Below are 16,147 nucleotides of genomic sequence, written 5' to 3'. Positions count from 1 at the left end.
GAGGCCTAGGATCGAGGCGCTGAGTGCTCCGGCTTCAGCGTGAAATCTCGATCAATCGTCTCGCGGGAGCATCGCAATGCCTCGTACCACCGCTACAGCACGACTTGCAGTCAACGCACTTGCGATCGCGGCGGTCGTTCTGACCATGACGCCCGCCAGCGCGGAAAAGACGTCCAAGCGACAGCAGGCCGTCGTCAAGCACATCAAGGCCGAATGCAAGGCGAAGGCGGCGCAGCAGGCCCAAGGCTATGGGTTTGTGGAACGCTGGCGCGCGTATTCGGACTGCATCAATGACGCATCCAAGGCCAACGCCGGGCTCGACTTCGCCGATTTCGACTAACAGGCGCCCGGCCCTTCATCGGCAACAATTCCCGGCCTGCCTTGGCGGGCACGGGACAGTTCCGCCTGAGCAGTGAGGGCTCTCGCTCTCGGCTTCGGCCGGATCCCCGCCTTCCCTGCAATCATGGAGGAGCAGGCAGCAAGCCAACAAAAAACCCCGGGCCGAAGCCCGGGGTTTTCGATGTCGCTTGGATCAAGCGATCAATCAGTACTTGGCAATGATCGGGCCACCGAACTTGTAGTTCAGACGGCCGAGGACCATGTCGGTGTCGCCACCGGTGTGGAAGCCAGCCACGCCGACACCAGCCGGGGTGACGAAGGTCGCGCCGTGGGTGTCTTCGAAGATGTGGTTGTATTCGACGCCGAGCGACCAGCCCTGCGAGAAGGCGAATTCGAGGCCAACGCCCACCGTCGGGCTCCAACGGGTGTCGTAGCCGGTCGAGGACGCCAGCGCGCCGCCCGGTGCCAGGAACTGGTAGTTGCGATCGGTGACCGCAGCACCGCCCTTGGCGTACAGCAGGACGTTGTTCCAGGCGTAGCCGATCTGACCGGTGAACAGGCCGAACGCGTCCGTCTTCGAGCGAACGGTGCCGCCCGGGACGAGCAGGTTGCCGGTGCTGCCCTTGAAGTCAGCCCAGTTGCCTTGAGCTTCCAGACCGAACACCCAGCCGCCGGCCTGCCAGCGGTAGCCGACCTGGCCACCGACGGTGCCGCCGTTGGCGTCGTAGCTGCCGGCGCTGCCGATGCCATCGACCGAACGGTTGTCGTGGCTCTGGCCCCAACCACCGTTGATACCGATGTAGAAGCCGGTCCAATCATAAACAGCGGAGACGATCGGCGGCGGAGCCTTGGTGTAAGGGCGAGCCGCGAGGTCAGCCGCGGAAGCAGCCGTCGCGCTGAGCGCAATCATGCTGGCGGTGACAAGCAAAATCTTCTTCATTTTTCCCGTTCCAACTTTGTCTACAGGCCCCCAAGGCCGCGAGACACCCTCATAGCAGCCCCCGGCGGAATTGCTGTAACTTCGCTGCAACAGGCAGGGCCAAACGACTTCGCTCAAATTTGAAGTTAATACTGTATTACATGCACTTCTTGGAACTTTTGCCACATAGCTGCCGCATAATTTTCACAATTCAAAATTGCTTGTACTGCGAGACGCAAGATCGTGTTGACCGGAACCAGCTTGTCCGATTTGGATCGTCGCCAACATCGAATCTTCGCAGCGACAAGGAATGCACATGCGGACGATGATTCTTGCTGCGGCGGCGACGGTGGTCGCGTTCACCTCGTTCGGTACGGCGCCCGCGCATGCCGTCGGCGTGCGCTACCCATTCTGTATCCAGGGCGACCGCTATCCCGGCCTGAGCAACTGCTCCTACCCGTCCTATGAAGCGTGCCTGGCCACGGCCTCGGGCATCGGGCAGAACTGCATCGCCAATCCCTATTATGCCGGCGACAACGACCCGCGCTCCTATCTGCACATCCCCCCGCGCGATCGTCGCGAGGGCAATTTCTTCGACCTGTTCTTCACTGACCGCTGATCGGACTGGCGTCCGCGCGGGACCGCGATTCGACGCACTCGCGCGCACGCGCCTATGGCGCCGGTCAGCGCGGATACTCACATGAGCGTCGCCGGCAGCCGGCCGGCGGGAGATTCCGATGCGCTGCCTGATTCTGGCACTCTTGGTTCTGGGTACCGTCGCGGGCGCACCGGCGAACGCCCAGCGATACGATGCGACCTCGCCGGTCTGCAAAACCAACTACCAACGGGGCGGTCCGCAGATCGAGTGCGGCTACACGTCACTGGCGCAGTGCCAGGCCTCGGCGGCGGGCCTGCCGGCGTCGTGCGTTGACAACCCCTACTATGTCGGGCCGCCGAACAACGGCCGCTCGCGAGCGCCTGGCAGAGCGCGCCGTTCCGTCCATTGAGGATGAGCGCGTTGCCGCCCCAATTGAAGCGGAACGAAAAAGCCTTGCAGCTCCTGATCTTGGTGTACGTCCTTCACGCGAACCGTCAGCCACTTCGCGCGTGAGAGCCGCGGCTCACTCGAGCTCGACGACCTGCCCATTCGACAACGAGACCCGGCGATCCATCCGCGCGGCGAGCTCCATGTTGTGAGTTGCGATCAACATCGCGACCCGGGTCGCCTTCACGAGTTGCATCAGAGCGTTGAAAACGTGATCGGCCGTTGCCGGATCCAAATTTCCGGTCGGCTCGTCCGCAAATAGCACCCGCGGCGCGTTGGCAACCGCGCGCGCGATCGCCACGCGCTGCTGTTCGCCGCCCGAGAGCTCGGCCGGTCGATGCGTGATGCGGTCGCCAAGCCCGAGATAAGCGAGGATCTCGGTCGCCCGCTTCACGGTTTCGGAGCGCTTGAGGCCACGAATCATCTGCGGCAGCATGACGTTCTCGAGCGCCGAGAACTCCGGCAGCAGCCGATGCGATTGATAGACGAAGCCGATGTCGGAGCGGCGAATCTGCGTGCGGTCGACGTCGGACATCTGCGAGGTCGGCGTGCCCGAGACATAGACCTCGCCGTCATCGGGACTCTCCAGCAGGCCCGCGATATGCAGCAGCGTCGACTTGCCGGATCCCGACGGCGCCACCAGCGCCACCGATTGACCGGGCCACAGCGCGAGCTTGGCGCCGTTCAGGACCGTCAGCGTCGCCTCGCCCTGCCTGTATTCCCGCTTGATATCATGAAGATAGACGACCGGTACGTCTTCCGCCCCCTCCGCCATGTGGGCTCCTTATTCGTACCGGAGCGCTTCGACCGGGTCGAGGCGCGCGGCGCGCCACGACGGGTAGAGCGTCGCAAGGAAAGATAGCGTCAGCGCCATGATCACGACGGCGAGCGTCTCACCGAAATCGACCTCAGCCGGAAGCTTGGAGAGGAAGTACAGTTCGGGCGAGAACAGCTCGGTGTTGGTGAGCCATGACAGGAACTGCCTGATCGATTCGATGTTCAGGCAGATCAGCATGCCGACCGCAAAGCCGGTCAGCGTTCCGACTACGCCGATCGAGGCGCCGGTGATCAGGAAGATCCGCATGATCGAGCCTTGCGAGGCGCCCATGGTGCGCAGGATCGCGATGTCCTGGCCCTTGTCCTTCACCAGCATGATCAATCCGGAGACGATGTTGAGCGCCGCGACCAGCACGATCATGGTCAGGATCAGGAACATCACGTTGCGCTCGACTTGCAGCGCGTTGAAGAACGTCGAGTTGCGCTGCCGCCAGTCGACCAGGAAGACCGGCCGCCCGGCCGCCTCCGTCACCAGCTTGCGGTAGGTGTCGATCTTGTCCGGATTGGTGGTGAACACCTCGATCGAAGACACGTCGTTGTTGCGGTTGAAATAGGCCTGCGCCTCGGCGAGCGGCATGAACACGAAGGTCGAGTCGTATTCCGACATGCCGATCTCGAACACCGCGGTGATCTTGTACGGCTTGATGCGCGGCGTGGTGCCCATCGGCGTCACCGCGCCCTTCGGCGAGACCAGCGTGATCATGTCGCCGGCATGCAGCGAGAGCTGGTCGGCGAGCCGGCGGCCGATCGCAACTCCCTGCCCCTCGTCAAAACCCTCGAGCGTGCCCTGCTTGATGTTCTTGGCGATCGAGGTGAGGTTGTTGAGATCGTCGGCACGGATGCCGCGGATAAAGACACCGGCGGCGTTGAACGGCGACGATCCGAGCCCCTGCCCATCCACGACCGGCGCGGCGAGGCGAATGCCCTGGACCTGGCTGATCCGGTCGGCGACATCCTTCCAGTCGGTCAGCGGCGATTCCAGCGGCTGCACCAGCAGGTGCCCGTTGAGACCGAGGATCTTGTCGAGCAATTCCTTGCGGAAGCCATTCATGACGGCCATCACCACGATCAGCGTGGCAACGCCGAGCATGATGCCGAGGAACGAAAAGCCGGCGATGACCGAAATGAACCCTTCCTTGCGGCGCGCGCGCAGATAGCGTCCGGACAGCAGCCATTCGAATGGCGCAAAAGGCGGGGTACGGACTGGTTCGCTCATGGTCTCATCCATCTCTCGATAATCCCATGATTCGGGCCAAATGTGGCCGGATTACCCCGCCGATCACGCAGCGTGAATAAACTTTAACCCGCGAGCTTCGCGACCACGTCGGCGGGGCTCATGTTCTCGCGTGAGCCATCGCTGCGGCGCTTCACCTCGACTTTGCCCTCCGCAAGCCCCTTCGGGCCGACCAGAATCTGCCAGGGGATGCCGATCAGATCGGCCGCGGCGAACTTGGCGCCGGCGCGCTGATCGGTGTCGTCGTAGAGCACGTCGACGCCCTTCGCCGCGAGCTCGCGATAGAGCTGCTCGCAGGCGCCGTCGACCGCAGCATCGCCCTGCTTGAGATTGAGGATCGCGGCGCGGAACGGCGCGACGGCCTCGGGCCATTTGATGCCGGCATCGTCGTGACAGGCTTCGATAATCGCGCCGACCAGACGCGACACGCCGACGCCATAGGAGCCGCCATGGATCGGCACATCGACGCCATCGGGACCGGCCACCATCGCCTTCATGGTGTCGGAATATTTGGTGCCGAAATAGAAGATCTGGCCGACCTCGATGCCGCGCGTGTTCAGCCGCTTTGCCTCGGGCACTTCCTGTTCGAAGCGCGCGGCCTCGTGGACGTCCTCGGTCGCAGCATAGACCGAGGTCCACTGCTTGATGATGGGCGTGAGATCGCCGTCATAATCGACGTCCTCGCCCGGCACCGGCAGGTCCAGCACATCGCGGTTGATGAAGACGCCGGACTCGCCGGTGTCAGCGAGCACGATGAACTCGTGGCTGAGGTCGCCGCCGATCGGGCCGGTCTCGGCCCGCATCGGGATCGCCTTGAGGCCCATCCGCGCAAAGGTGCGCAAGTAAGCCACGAACATCTTGTTGTAGGAGCGCCGCGCGCCGGCCTCGTCGAGGTCGAACGAATAGGCATCCTTCATCAGGAATTCGCGGCCGCGCATCACGCCGAAACGCGGGCGCTGCTCGTCGCGGAACTTCCACTGGATGTGGTAGAGGTTGAGCGGCAGGTTCTTGTAGGACTTGACGTAGGAGCGGAAGATCTCCGTGATCATCTCCTCGTTGGTCGGTCCGTACAGGAGCTCGCGCTTGTGGCGATCGAGGATGCGCAGCATCTCCGGGCCATAGGCATCGTAACGGCCGCTCTCACGCCACAGATCGGCAAGCTGCAGCGTCGGCATCAGGAGCTCGAGCGCGCCGGCGCGGTCCTGCTCCTCGCGAACGATCTGCTCGATCTTCTTCAGCACCCGGAAGCCGAGCGGCAGCCAGGCATAGATGCCGGCGGCCTCCTGCCGCATCATGCCCGCGCGCAGCATCAGCCGGTGCGAGACGATCTCCGCCTCTTTCGGGTTTTCTTTCAGGATGGGCAGGAAAAACCGCGACAATCGCATGGCGTTACTCGGGAATCAGTGATGCATCGGAAGAGAGCTGCAGTGAAACCGGATCGGCTGTGAAAACACAAGGCCGCTTCAGGTCAAAAACCCTTCAAATCAGGCGAATTTCGGCCATTGCAGCGAATTGCGCACCGCCGAGGTATCCGGCGCACCGATCGAGCGTTTACCTGACCTCGAAATCGTCTTCCAGCGTCACTTTCTTGAAATCGGTCACCAGGGCATCGATCTGCATGTGCCAGCGGCCCGGGACCGACAACGGCACCTTCTTCACGTGCCAATAGCCGTCTGGACCCAGTGCGGCGCTGCGTTCCAACGGCTCGATGCCGCGATCCGGCAAACTCAGCGTCAGCGTCGCTTCCTTGGCCGCAAATGGGCTGGCATCACCGTTCATCAACTGCAGCACGAAATCGTTCTGGCCGACCTTGCCCGGCGCGATCAGCACCTGGAACATCGCGGCCTCGGTATGGATGTGGACCGCGAGCGGAACGTCGTCCGACATCGCCAGCACGCGCGGCGGCGGCGTGAAGCGCCATAATGCGACGAGGCCGAGGATGGCGATCATCAACACGAATTCGAGCGCGATCGAGCGCTGCAGCGGCCGCGTGCGGTGGAATTCACGCTCGATCGCGGGCGTGAACACCAGCCGGTTCAGCGCCGCGAACGTCAGCAGCAGCGCCACCAGCACAAGTTTCGCCAGCAGGATGTTGCCGTATCCGGTGTCGATCAGCGCCGCAAAACTTTCGAGCTGGACGATCGCGAGCGCCAGGCCCGACAAGGCGATCAAGGCGACGACCGGCACTGCGACCGTTGAAAAGCGCCTGAGCACCCGCAACAGCGAGTCCTTGCGCTGCCAGGCGAGCACTGCCAGCGGCGCGAGTGCGCCCATCCAGAAGGCCAGGCCAATGCCGTGGATGAACAGCGCGGTGCGCGTCAGCCATTGCGGGGAGGCAGTGGCGGCGTGGCCACTGACCGCGAACGACAGGCCGACGCAGATCATCGCGACCGCGGTGCGGACGAACGCCGCGCGGAACGATGGGCTGCGCCAGGCAATCGCTGCGATCAGCATCGCGGCGATGGCGAGCAGCAGAGCCGGAAACAGGCTGGTGCCGGCGGCACTGGCCCACGCCGCCCATGTCAGGAGGCCGGTGATCGGCAGGTTCAGCAGGTCGACACCCTGCAGGCCAAGCGAGGCGACCGCACCGACCAGGCCGATCTTGAGCGACCACATGATCAGCCGCTCGCCCGCCGGGCCCTGCCCGATCCAGGCGGCGAAGAACACGCCGCCGACGCCGGCAAACAGCCCGAGATAGAGCGCGAGCCGCGCCAGCCAGATCAGCGCATGGAGCAGGCCGTCGCCGGACGGCGCCGCCGAGCCGGTGACGACGCCGATCGAGAACAACAGCGAGCCCGCGACCGGATGGCCGTCCTGCGACACCACGCGATAGCTGACCACCTGCGTGCCCTGCGGCAGGCCCGCGGGCAATGTCACCATCACCGATTCATCGACAGCGTGGATCGCGACGTCGCGCGGCTTGCCCGCGGCGTCGAGCAGGCTGACCGCCGTCGGCGCCACCGCTTCGTTGAAGCGGAGCACCACCGTCTTCGGTGCTTCCGCGACCACACTGCCGTCGGCCGGCTCGGCTGCGATCAGGACGGCATGCGCATGGGCTGGGGTCGCAAGACACAGCGTCAGAAACAGCGCCGAGAGTAGCGCGGCGAGACTTCCGACAACATGACCTGCGAGCAGCCGCACGGTTTACGGCTTCGGCAGCAGCTTGACGCCGGGCGCCGGTGTCTTGCTGCCATGCTCGTGCCCGCCGCCACCCTGCCCCTCGGCCGGGATGTCGATCCAGCGGCTGACGCCCTGCTCGCATTCCTGCACGACGGGGAAATAGAGCACCGTGTTCGGCTTCAGCGTATCGGTGAGAAACGTCTGCATCACGAACTCGTCGTAATTCTTGTCGGCAAGCTTACCACCGCTCCAGGCCACTTCCTTGACGCCCTCGGAGAGTTTTGCGCCGTGATAGTCGTATTCGGCGGCGTATTTGCCGGTGACCGTATCGAGGGTCCAGCCGGGCTTCGGCATCGGCTTCACCCCGATCACGCCTTCCGGAATCTGTACCCGGATCTTGGTCGTCGCCGATCCCGCGCAACCGTGTGGTACGGCGAACACCGCCTTGTAGTAAGAGCCGACGGGCGCCTGCTTTCCTTCCAGCGTGACGTGCGCAACGGCCGGCGCCGCTGCGAGCAGCGCCACCATCGCAATGAGGATTGTGTGTGACCGCATGGCGCCCTCACATCTTCTTCATGTCCATGTGACCGGAATGGTCGCCATGGCCGGAGTGATCGCCGCCTGGCGCCTGCGCACCGACGGGCTGCACGTCAAGCGAGACCGAGACCTTGCCGGCCTTCTCGAATTCGAGCGTGACCGGCACCTTGTCGCCCTGCTTCAGCGGGTTCTTCAGGTCGAACATCATCAGGTGATAGCCGCCGGGTGCGAGTTTCACCGTCTTGCCCGGCTCGATCGCCAGACCCTTGTCGAGCGCACGCATCTTCATCACGCCATTGTCCATCGACATCTCGTGGACCTCGACCTTGCCGGCGACATCGGCTGTGCCCGAAACCAGACGATCAGGCGTCGTCCCCTTGTTCTCGATCGTCAGATAGCCGCCGCCGATCTTGGCGCCGTTCGGCGTGGCGCGCGTCCAGGCCTGCGTGATCACGAGATCGCCGGCCTTGACGTCCTCGGCCGCGGCAGGCGCGATCAGGGCAAGCGCGAAGATTGCAGCAAGCCCAGCCAGTGTTTTTCTCACGTCGAATCTCCTTTGTGTTGTTGCCGACAGCCCGCCAGCTCAGAAGGTGTATTTGCCGGCCAGGACGAACGTCCTGCCGGGGAAGGGATGGAACAGGAAGTACTGCTCGTTGAAGATGTTATCGATGCCGAAATCGAACGCGAAGTTCGCGGTCGCGTTGTAATGGATCTTCATGTCGACGACGAAGAAATTGTCGAACGCGCCATAGACGTGGGAGACGATGTCGGTGTTGTCGAGTGTCGAATATTGCTTGCCGCTGTAGCGCGCTGCGACGGTGTAGGCCCAGCTCTCGTTCGGCCGGTAGGTCATGCCGATCTTGGCGCGCCAATCCGGCACATAGGGAACGCGCTTGCCGACCACGGTGGTCGGCAAGTTGGTCAGCGGATTGACGCCCGCCCAGCTTGCGTCTGCGAGGATCTTGGAATCGACATAGGTGACGCTGCCGAACAGTTGCAGGCCGGTCACGAACAAATTGTCCTTTTCGGCCGACAGTTCGACGCCCTGCATCCGGATTGCGTCGACATTGCTGACGACGGTGGTCGGCGTCTGCGCCCCTGAGACCGGATTGGTCACCAGATTGGTCTGCGAGATGATCGCGTTGTTGGTTCGCTCGGAGAACAGCGTCAGGCGGACCCGCCCGTCGGTCCACTTGCGCTCGATGTTCAACTCGCCGGTGAAGTCCTGCTCCGGCTTGAGGAACGGATTGGCGAAGGTCGCGACGCCGCCGATCGTGACGTTTTGATAAAGCTCGGTCACCGTCGGATAGCGATAGGCCTCGCCGAAATTCGCCGTGATGTTCCAATCCTTGTTCGGGTCGAACGACAGCGACGCCTTTGGAGAGAAGTTGGTCGAGTTCAGCCCGGGCTGGTTGACCGCCGCGGTCGACGTGATCCCGCCCGCGGCATTCGTCGTGGTGTTGAGGTTGAAGCCGTCGAGCGCCTGCCAGCTCTCCAGCCGCCCGCCCAGCGTCAGCTTCAGGCTCGGGTTGATCTTCCAGGCATCCTGCAACCACAGCGCACCGGTCCGGGTTTCGCCGACGCCCGTCGAGTAGAGCGCGCCGGTGCCGGTCGACGATGTCGCGTTCCAGATCGACGAGGCGTAGACCGGATTTTCCAGCCGGTAGCGATCGCCGTGAACGCCGAAGCTGATCTCGTGCGGCCCGTCATAGCCGAACGGCCGCCAGATCCCCTTGGCATCAGCATTCTGCCAGTTGGTGCCGTCCATCCTCGTGATCTTGCCGTTCGGCGAGAAGCCGACGCCGGTTGCCGCGACGGTGAACGGATTGAGCTGGGTGTCCTGCAGGTAGTTGTAGCTCGAGGCCGACAGGTCGAAGTCGTAGACGCCCTTGGTGTCGCTCTTCAGCGCGACCGCGTTGCTCAGATGGGTCTGGTCCCAGACGTACTTGCCGGTGGCGAAGCCCGAATTGTTGGCGAAGGTCGGCGCGCCCGTCGCGAGGGATCGCAGATAGGTCTGGGGATCGGAAACCTGATGGTTGTTCCAGATGCCGAGTGAATAGGTCGCCTGCACCAGCGGAGACACATCGTAGGCGAGGCGCAGGTTGGCCGATGTCTGCTGCGAATGCGCCAGGACGCCGGTGCCGATGACATTGGCCGGCACGCCCTGCTTGTTGCGCGCCGGAAACGCGCCGGCAGTCCCCGCCGGGATCGTCGCGCTCGTCGTGTAGGTCAGCGGCTGCTGAAAGCTGTCGAGATAGTTGGCGCTCACCAGCCACGACAGCTTGCCATCGCGATTGCCCGCGGCCGCGCTGGTTTGGCTGGTGACATAGGTGTCCTTGGTGCCGTACTGGCTCCACGGCATCACCGAGACCGTCTCCTTGGCCACCGCAAACGGCCTGTCGGGCATTTTCGACGAGATCAGCAACACGCCCCCGATCGAGTTGCCGGGATAGGCCGCCGCGAACGGGCCGTTCAGATAGTCGATCCGGCCGATCGCCTCCGGCGAGATCAGGTTCCACTTCGGCGAGGCGCTGGTGTTGTTGTTGCCGATCAGCGCCGACACCAGCAGGTCGTCGTAATAGATCAGCGAGCGCGCGCTCGAATTGACGCCCCAGCTCCTGGTCGCCAGCACCGCCATGTTGTCGCCGTCGTTGCGTTTCCGCACGAACAGGCTCGGCATGTATTTGACCGCGTCCTCGGGGTCCTTGAGGTTGACGGTCTCGTCGACCTGCCCGGAGGTGATGCTGAAGGACTTCTGCGGCAGCTGGAACCGGGCCACGGCTGGCGGCGTCCCGAGCGAGGCATGGGCGCCCGCCCCGGCGGCGCTGACCACGACCGGTCGGTTCGGCGCGGCCGCAGCCGCTGGCGCGGTCCGATGCCGAAGGGCGACGGCGGAGCGGTTTACGGGCTTGCGCGCAGCCGGCTTCGCTGGGCGCGGCGCCTCGACGCTGACGGGTGGCAAGACCCCCGGTTCGCCATTTTGTGCATGAGCCATATCAGCAGACGCCAACAACGTGGCCTGAATGGCCGCGACGCTGACGCCACCGAGGGCGCGAAACCGAAACATGGATGAATCCTGACACCGGCTCTCTGGCCGGCTTGCTCAAGGGCACTCGCCGGTGCGGGACGCGCGACCGGCAGCGAGAACGTCGTCAGGAAAACAGCGGCGGAGCGCGGGCTTGTGCCGAGAAGCCGGCGGGCGAACGATCAAGGTCTGAGGCGAAATCAAGCCAGGCGATCCGGCTCGGCGCGCGCTCGACCGGCCGGGCAGCGACCTCGGGGTTATCAACGGGGGCACCGGTCTGCAGGACACTGCATGCGAAGCAACAGCCGTCGTGGGCATCATGACCGGTCTGGTCAGACTGCCCGACGCCGGAGCCGGCATTGCCGTGGCAGATGGTGGCGGCCGCGAGCGGATCGGAGGCTGCAAGGCTCGCCGCCCAGCAGGCCCCGATCGGCGCAAAAATCTGCACCAGCAGGGCAACCAGAACTATGGGCAAAAATTTCTTAAGCGGCCGGCGCATCGCAAAACCCATCCGAGACGGAACTAACCACCACGGGCGTCGAAAGTCGAGATCGTGGACACGCCCGGCTTCTTCCAGCTCGCGGAATTTGCCGAACGTGACGTTGGTGTCGCGGCTGCCTCACAAGCGGTCGTATCTCCTTACCCTACCACGTGTTTTCACACCAATGTCACAACCGGCAGTGGCACCATCCCAATCATTTCGCAAATTGCTCGAAATTTGAACAATCGTTGCCGAAAATGATGACAAGGCTGGAAAGATGGTCTACCAATTCCCGCGCAGGTCAGCCGCGAGGTGTGTCCTGGTGGTCCAAGTCTCGGGAGGAGCCCGACGCGCACAAGCAGCGTCACCCCATCAATCAAGATCAAATCGAATTTTTGGGGCAAATAGGGTCGACACAATTTTTGGAGCAGGGCTTGGCGCCCTGCTCTTTTTTTGTGTGATGATCGCAAACCGCTATGACCTCATCATCCAATCCAATCGAACGCAGCTTTGAACTCGCAGCAGCGGCTTGCGATGATCTGACGCCGTTGGTCTATCGGCGCTTGTTTCGCGACCATCCCGAAGCACAGGCGATGTTTCGCACCGAAGGCAGCGAGCCGGTGAAAGGCTCGATGCTGCAGCTGACGATCGAAGCCATCCTCGATTTCGCGGGCGAACGCAGCGGGCGTTTTCGCCTGATCGAATCCGAGGTGTTCTCACATGACGCTTACGGCACGCCGCGCGAACTGTTCGTCGCGTTCTTCGCGGTGATCGCGGACTGCCTTCGCGACATTCTTGGCGAGCAATGGTCGGGGGACATCGATGCTGCGTGGCACAAGTTGCTCCGCGACATCGCGGCGATCGTGCAGCAGCAGCAACATCCCGTCGACGCGAGGGCGTAGCGTCACCGTTCCGATTGTGACACACTCCCTTTATCCGCGGCGCGTGCAACTGACGCTGACGGTCAAAAAACATGAGGGAGCAATCAATGCCAGGCACCGACAAGGGGATGGACAAGGCGTCGACGACGCGGCGCGACCTTCTGCAAATGGCGGCGGCAGGTGGAGCTGCGGCCGGCCTGTTCGGCGGAATGGGCGTGACGACGTCCGCGCTCGCAGCTGAAACAGGACGCTCGGAAAAGCCGCTGAAGGCTGCATTCTCCAATGCCGGCCTGCAGGCGACGTGGTGCGCACAGGGCAAGCAGGCCGCCGAGTTCTGGGGCAAGCTGTTCAATGTCGAGGTCACCTGGTTCGACGGCCAGCTCGACGCCGTCAAGCAACGCGCCGCCATCGACAACATGGCCTCGCAGAAATGGGACTTCGTCGCGATCCAGGCGTTCGGCATCGGCACGCTGACCCAGCCGGTGCAGAAGATGATCGATGCCGGCACCCCGGTGATCGACATGGACACGCTGATTGCGCCGCTCGATCAGATCAACGTCCATTCGTTCCTCGCCCCCGACAACGAGTTCATGGGCGCCTCGGTGACGCAGGCGCTGTGCAACGCGATCGGCGGCAAGGGCAAGGTCATCATGACCCAGGGCGCGCTCGGCCACACCGGCGCGCAGGGCCGTGCCAAGGGCTTCAACTCGGTCGTGAAGCAGTTCCCGAACATCGAGGTGCTGGATACCCAGCCCGCCGACTGGGACGTCTCCAAGACCGCCCGGCTCTGGGAAACCTATCTGACGAAGTATCCGCAGATCGACGCGGCATTCTTCCATAACGACGACATGGCGCTCGCGGCCTACAACATCATGAAGGCGCGCAACCGCACCAACATCCTGATCGGCGGCGTCGATGCCATGCCGCCGGCGATCCAGGCGGTCAGCGAAGGCCGGATGTTCGCCACCGTCCGCAACCCGTCCTGCCGCATCCATGGCGGCGCGATCGTGGCCGGCGTTGCTGCCGTGGTCGGCGGCGAGAAGAGCGGCCAGGGCATTCCGAAGAACGTCGTGACCGACGGTCCCGTCGTGACCAAGGCCAATGCCGCCGGCATGCAATGGATGGAGGATCACTTCCTGATCTGAGCGGGCCGCATGTCGCAGGGACGCTCGGCGATCCTCGAGTTGAACCAGATCACGAAGGCCTTCGGCGGCGTCGAAGCCCTTCGTGGGGTCGACTTCGCGCTGCACGCCGGCGAGATCCACGGTCTCGTCGGCGAGAACGGCGCCGGAAAAAGCACGCTGATGAAGATCATCGCCGGCGTGCATCCGGAATTCTCCGGCCGCTTCATGCTGGACGGCAAGGAGACCCGTTTCCGCTCCACCCGCGACGCGCATGCCGCCGGCATCGGCATGGTGCACCAGGAGCTCAGCGTCGCACCTGATCTCACCGTCGCCGAGAACGTCTTCCTCGGCAACCAGCCGACCAACCGCCTCGGCCTAGTGCAGTGGCGGCGGATGGCGCGCGAGGCCGGCGAGCAGCTGTCCCGGTTTGGCATCGATGTCGATCCGATGACGCGGCTCGGCGACCTGCCGATCGGCCTGCAGCAATTGATCGAGATCGCCCGCGTGCTGTTCTCCGGCGCCCGCATCATCATCCTCGACGAGCCGACCTCCGCCCTTTCCCCGCCCGAGGTCGAGCGTCTGTTCGCGACGCTGCACAAGCTCCGCGACGAAGGCACCAGCATCGTCTTCATCTCGCATTTCATCGAGGACATCCTGCGGGTCTCGGACGTCGTGACCGTGTTCCGCAACGGGCGCAAGATCGCCGAGACCGCATCCGCCGACACCACCAAGGGCGCGCTGATCGAGGCCATGATCGGCCGCGGCGGCGAGGCGCTGGAGCACAGCTACACCGATGACCTCATGCTCCCGCAAGCGAGCGCCGGAGCGGCCGTCCTCAGGGTGGACCAGCTTTCGCTCGGCCGCACCCTGCAGGACGTCTCGTTCGAGGCCCGCGCCGGCGAGGTGCTCGGCATCTACGGCTTCATGGGCTGCGGACAATTGGAGCTGTCGCGCATCCTGTTCGGCAAGCTCAAGCCGGACGGCGGTACGCTTGCGGTCGACGGCGCCGCGAAAACCTTCCGCAGCACCGCGGCCGCCCGGCGGGCCGGCGTGGCATTGGTGCCGGAGAGCCGGCGCGCCATGCTGTTCCACCAGGAGCCGGTCTACAAGAACATCTCGATCAGCATCCTCGAGCGGATCTCGGCGCTGCTGCTCAAGCCAGTGCGCGAGCGCGCCATCGCCCAGCGCCAGGTCGAGCAATTGCAGATCAGGCCGCCGGTGGTCGGCCTCGATCTCGGCATGCTCTCCGGCGGCAACCAGCAAAAGGTGGCGCTGGCGAAGTGGCTCACCTACCCGCCGCGCCTGCTGGTGCTGTGCGAGCCGACCCGCGGCATGGATGTCGGCGCCAAGAACGACGTGATCAACATCGTGCGCGATCTCCGTGCCAAGGGACTGGCGATCATCGTGCTGTCGAGCGAGCCGGAGACGGTGCTGTCGCTCGCGGACCGCATTCTGGTGCTGAAGCGCGGCGCGGTGGTGCGCGAATTCGCCGGCGAAGCCGTCAGTAAGGATCGGCTGCTCGAGGCAGCATGATGGAGTGGAATGATGACGAGCACTGAGGGCGCGACGGCACGAGCGGATCACCAGCGGCCGCGCGGACTGGCGCCGTTCCTGCGCTCGCAGATGCGCAACATCGCGCCGTTCCTGACCTTGATCTTCCTCAGCGCCTTCTTCGCGATCGCGAGCCCGTCGTTTGCGACCATCGACAATGTCGGCAATATCCTGACGCAGGTGTCGGTCACCGGCATCATCGCGGTCGGCCTCACCTTCGTGATCCTGTGCGCCGAGATCGACCTGTCGATCGCCAGCATCGCCAACGTCACCGGCATCGCGGTGGCGTACTTCACGCTGCAGGAATCCTACGTCAACATCGCCAACGTTCCGATGCCGGGCATCGTCGCGATCCTGCTGGCGCTGGCGCTGTGCGCGCTGCTCGGCCTTGTCAACGCGCTCGGGCTGACCGTGATCGGCATCCCCTCCTTCATCATGACGCTCGCCATGATGCAGATCGCGGCCGGCGTCTCGGCGCTTCTGGTGCGCGGCCAGATCGCCTACAAGGTGCCGGACCTGATCACGACGCTCGGCTCGGGCTCGATCGGCGGCATCCCCTGGATCGTGATCGTCGCTGCGGTGATGCTGCTCGGCGGCCATCTGGTGCTGACCTACACGCGGTTCGGCCGCTACGTCTACATGGTAGGCGGCAACCGCGAGGCCGCCGAATTTGCCGGCCTCAACGTCAAGCTCATCCTCGGCGCCGTGATGGTGATCTCGGCGGTCTGCTCGGGAATCGGCGGCATGCTCGGCGTCGCGCATTTCGGCAGCGCGCAGCAGAACGAATTCGACACCTATCTGCTGGACTCGATTGCGGCCGTGGTGGTCGGCGGCACCAGCCTGTTCGGCGGCCGCGGCGGCATCGGCAACACCATCGTCGGCCTGTTCGTGCTCGGCGTGCTCAACAACGGCCTCGACCACGTCAACATCGACAGCTTCCTGAAAATCCTGATCCGCGGCCTGATCCTGCTCGCTGCGCTGATCATCAACGTCTACGCGCAGCGGCTGCGGGAGCAAGCGGCGGATTAGGTATGTTGATTTCTTGACGAATTGT

16 protein-coding genes are annotated in these 16,147 nt (G+C 64.0%); 7 read left to right on the top strand and 9 right to left on the bottom strand.

Going from position 1 to position 16,147, the window contains the following annotated elements; genetic code table 11:
* Nucleotides 1-76: 76 nt before the first annotated feature.
* Entirely contained in the window at nucleotides 77-340 is a 264-nt protein-coding gene (locus tag ACTUWL_RS32830) for a hypothetical protein (protein ID WP_021079200.1), read from the top strand.
* A gap of 204 nt (nucleotides 341-544) precedes the next feature.
* Here ACTUWL_RS32830 and ACTUWL_RS32825 read toward each other — a convergent pair whose 3' ends face one another.
* Nucleotides 545-1,279: an outer membrane protein gene (locus ACTUWL_RS32825; RefSeq protein ID WP_021079199.1), complete on the bottom strand. Its 735-nt coding sequence runs from the start codon at nucleotides 1,277-1,279 to the stop codon at nucleotides 545-547.
* 295 nt (nucleotides 1,280-1,574) lie between these two features.
* Between ACTUWL_RS32825 and ACTUWL_RS32820 the strand changes: the two genes are divergently transcribed.
* Both ACTUWL_RS32820 and ACTUWL_RS32815 read left to right on the top strand, forming a co-directional pair.
* Complete coding sequence (locus tag ACTUWL_RS32820) at nucleotides 1,575-1,877, top strand: DUF3551 domain-containing protein (RefSeq protein WP_021079198.1); 303 nt, start codon at nucleotides 1,575-1,577, stop codon at nucleotides 1,875-1,877.
* A 118-nt stretch (nucleotides 1,878-1,995) separates the two neighbouring features.
* Nucleotides 1,996-2,265 carry a DUF3551 domain-containing protein gene (locus ACTUWL_RS32815; RefSeq protein WP_021079197.1) on the top strand — a complete coding sequence of 90 codons (270 nt, stop codon included), beginning with the start codon at nucleotides 1,996-1,998 and terminating at the stop codon, nucleotides 2,263-2,265.
* A 114-nt stretch (nucleotides 2,266-2,379) separates the two neighbouring features.
* Here the strand turns inward: ACTUWL_RS32815 and ACTUWL_RS32810 are convergent, their stop codons facing one another.
* The 8 genes from ACTUWL_RS32810 to ACTUWL_RS32775 all read right to left on the bottom strand — a co-directional run bounded on the left by ACTUWL_RS32810 (nucleotide 2,380) and on the right by ACTUWL_RS32775 (nucleotide 11,555).
* Complete coding sequence (locus ACTUWL_RS32810; protein ID WP_021079196.1) at nucleotides 2,380-3,078, bottom strand: ABC transporter ATP-binding protein; 699 nt, start codon at nucleotides 3,076-3,078, stop codon at nucleotides 2,380-2,382.
* Nucleotides 3,079-3,087: 9 nt separating this feature from the next.
* Nucleotides 3,088-4,368, bottom strand: coding sequence for a lipoprotein-releasing ABC transporter permease subunit (locus tag ACTUWL_RS32805; RefSeq protein ID WP_021079195.1), 1,281 nt, complete (start codon nucleotides 4,366-4,368; stop codon nucleotides 3,088-3,090).
* Nucleotides 4,369-4,439: 71 nt separating this feature from the next.
* The gene (gene proS, locus ACTUWL_RS32800) at nucleotides 4,440-5,759 is read right to left on the bottom strand and encodes a proline--tRNA ligase (RefSeq protein ID WP_021079194.1); all 1,320 of its coding nucleotides are present in this window, start codon (nucleotides 5,757-5,759) and stop codon (nucleotides 4,440-4,442) included.
* Nucleotides 5,760-5,925: 166 nt separating this feature from the next.
* Nucleotides 5,926-7,515, bottom strand: coding sequence for a copper resistance CopC/CopD family protein (locus ACTUWL_RS32795; RefSeq protein WP_021079193.1), 1,590 nt, complete (start codon nucleotides 7,513-7,515; stop codon nucleotides 5,926-5,928).
* A gap of 3 nt (nucleotides 7,516-7,518) precedes the next feature.
* Nucleotides 7,519-8,049, bottom strand: coding sequence for a YcnI family copper-binding membrane protein (locus ACTUWL_RS32790; protein ID WP_021079192.1), 531 nt, complete (start codon nucleotides 8,047-8,049; stop codon nucleotides 7,519-7,521).
* Nucleotides 8,050-8,056: 7 nt separating this feature from the next.
* On the bottom strand, nucleotides 8,057-8,575 hold the full coding sequence (locus tag ACTUWL_RS32785) for a copper chaperone PCu(A)C (RefSeq protein ID WP_021079191.1): 519 nt from the start codon (nucleotides 8,573-8,575) through the stop codon (nucleotides 8,057-8,059).
* Nucleotides 8,576-8,614: 39 nt separating this feature from the next.
* Nucleotides 8,615-10,810 carry a TonB-dependent receptor gene (locus ACTUWL_RS32780; RefSeq protein WP_291733817.1) on the bottom strand — a complete coding sequence of 732 codons (2,196 nt, stop codon included), beginning with the start codon at nucleotides 10,808-10,810 and terminating at the stop codon, nucleotides 8,615-8,617.
* Between the two features lie 373 nt (nucleotides 10,811-11,183).
* Nucleotides 11,184-11,555 carry a DUF2946 domain-containing protein gene (locus ACTUWL_RS32775; RefSeq protein WP_021079189.1) on the bottom strand — a complete coding sequence of 124 codons (372 nt, stop codon included), beginning with the start codon at nucleotides 11,553-11,555 and terminating at the stop codon, nucleotides 11,184-11,186.
* A gap of 458 nt (nucleotides 11,556-12,013) precedes the next feature.
* Between ACTUWL_RS32775 and ACTUWL_RS32770 the strand changes: the two genes are divergently transcribed.
* The 4 genes from ACTUWL_RS32770 (at nucleotide 12,014) to ACTUWL_RS32755 (ending at nucleotide 16,122) form a co-directional block, all read left to right on the top strand.
* Nucleotides 12,014-12,439: a globin gene (locus ACTUWL_RS32770; protein ID WP_035651557.1), complete on the top strand. Its 426-nt coding sequence runs from the start codon at nucleotides 12,014-12,016 to the stop codon at nucleotides 12,437-12,439.
* Between the two features lie 86 nt (nucleotides 12,440-12,525).
* Nucleotides 12,526-13,563, top strand: coding sequence for a sugar ABC transporter substrate-binding protein (locus tag ACTUWL_RS32765; protein ID WP_021079187.1), 1,038 nt, complete (start codon nucleotides 12,526-12,528; stop codon nucleotides 13,561-13,563).
* A gap of 9 nt (nucleotides 13,564-13,572) precedes the next feature.
* A complete protein-coding gene (locus ACTUWL_RS32760; protein ID WP_021079186.1) occupies nucleotides 13,573-15,075 on the top strand; it encodes a sugar ABC transporter ATP-binding protein in 1,503 nt (500 codons plus the stop codon).
* Between the two features lie 12 nt (nucleotides 15,076-15,087).
* Complete coding sequence (locus ACTUWL_RS32755) at nucleotides 15,088-16,122, top strand: ABC transporter permease (RefSeq protein WP_021079185.1); 1,035 nt, start codon at nucleotides 15,088-15,090, stop codon at nucleotides 16,120-16,122.
* The last annotated feature ends 25 nt before the right edge of the window (nucleotides 16,123-16,147 follow it).

This window comes from Bradyrhizobium sp. WCU1, from assembly GCF_053474805.1.
Note: the sequence above shows the minus strand (reverse complement) of the source record. Positions and strands in the feature narration are given on the sequence as shown.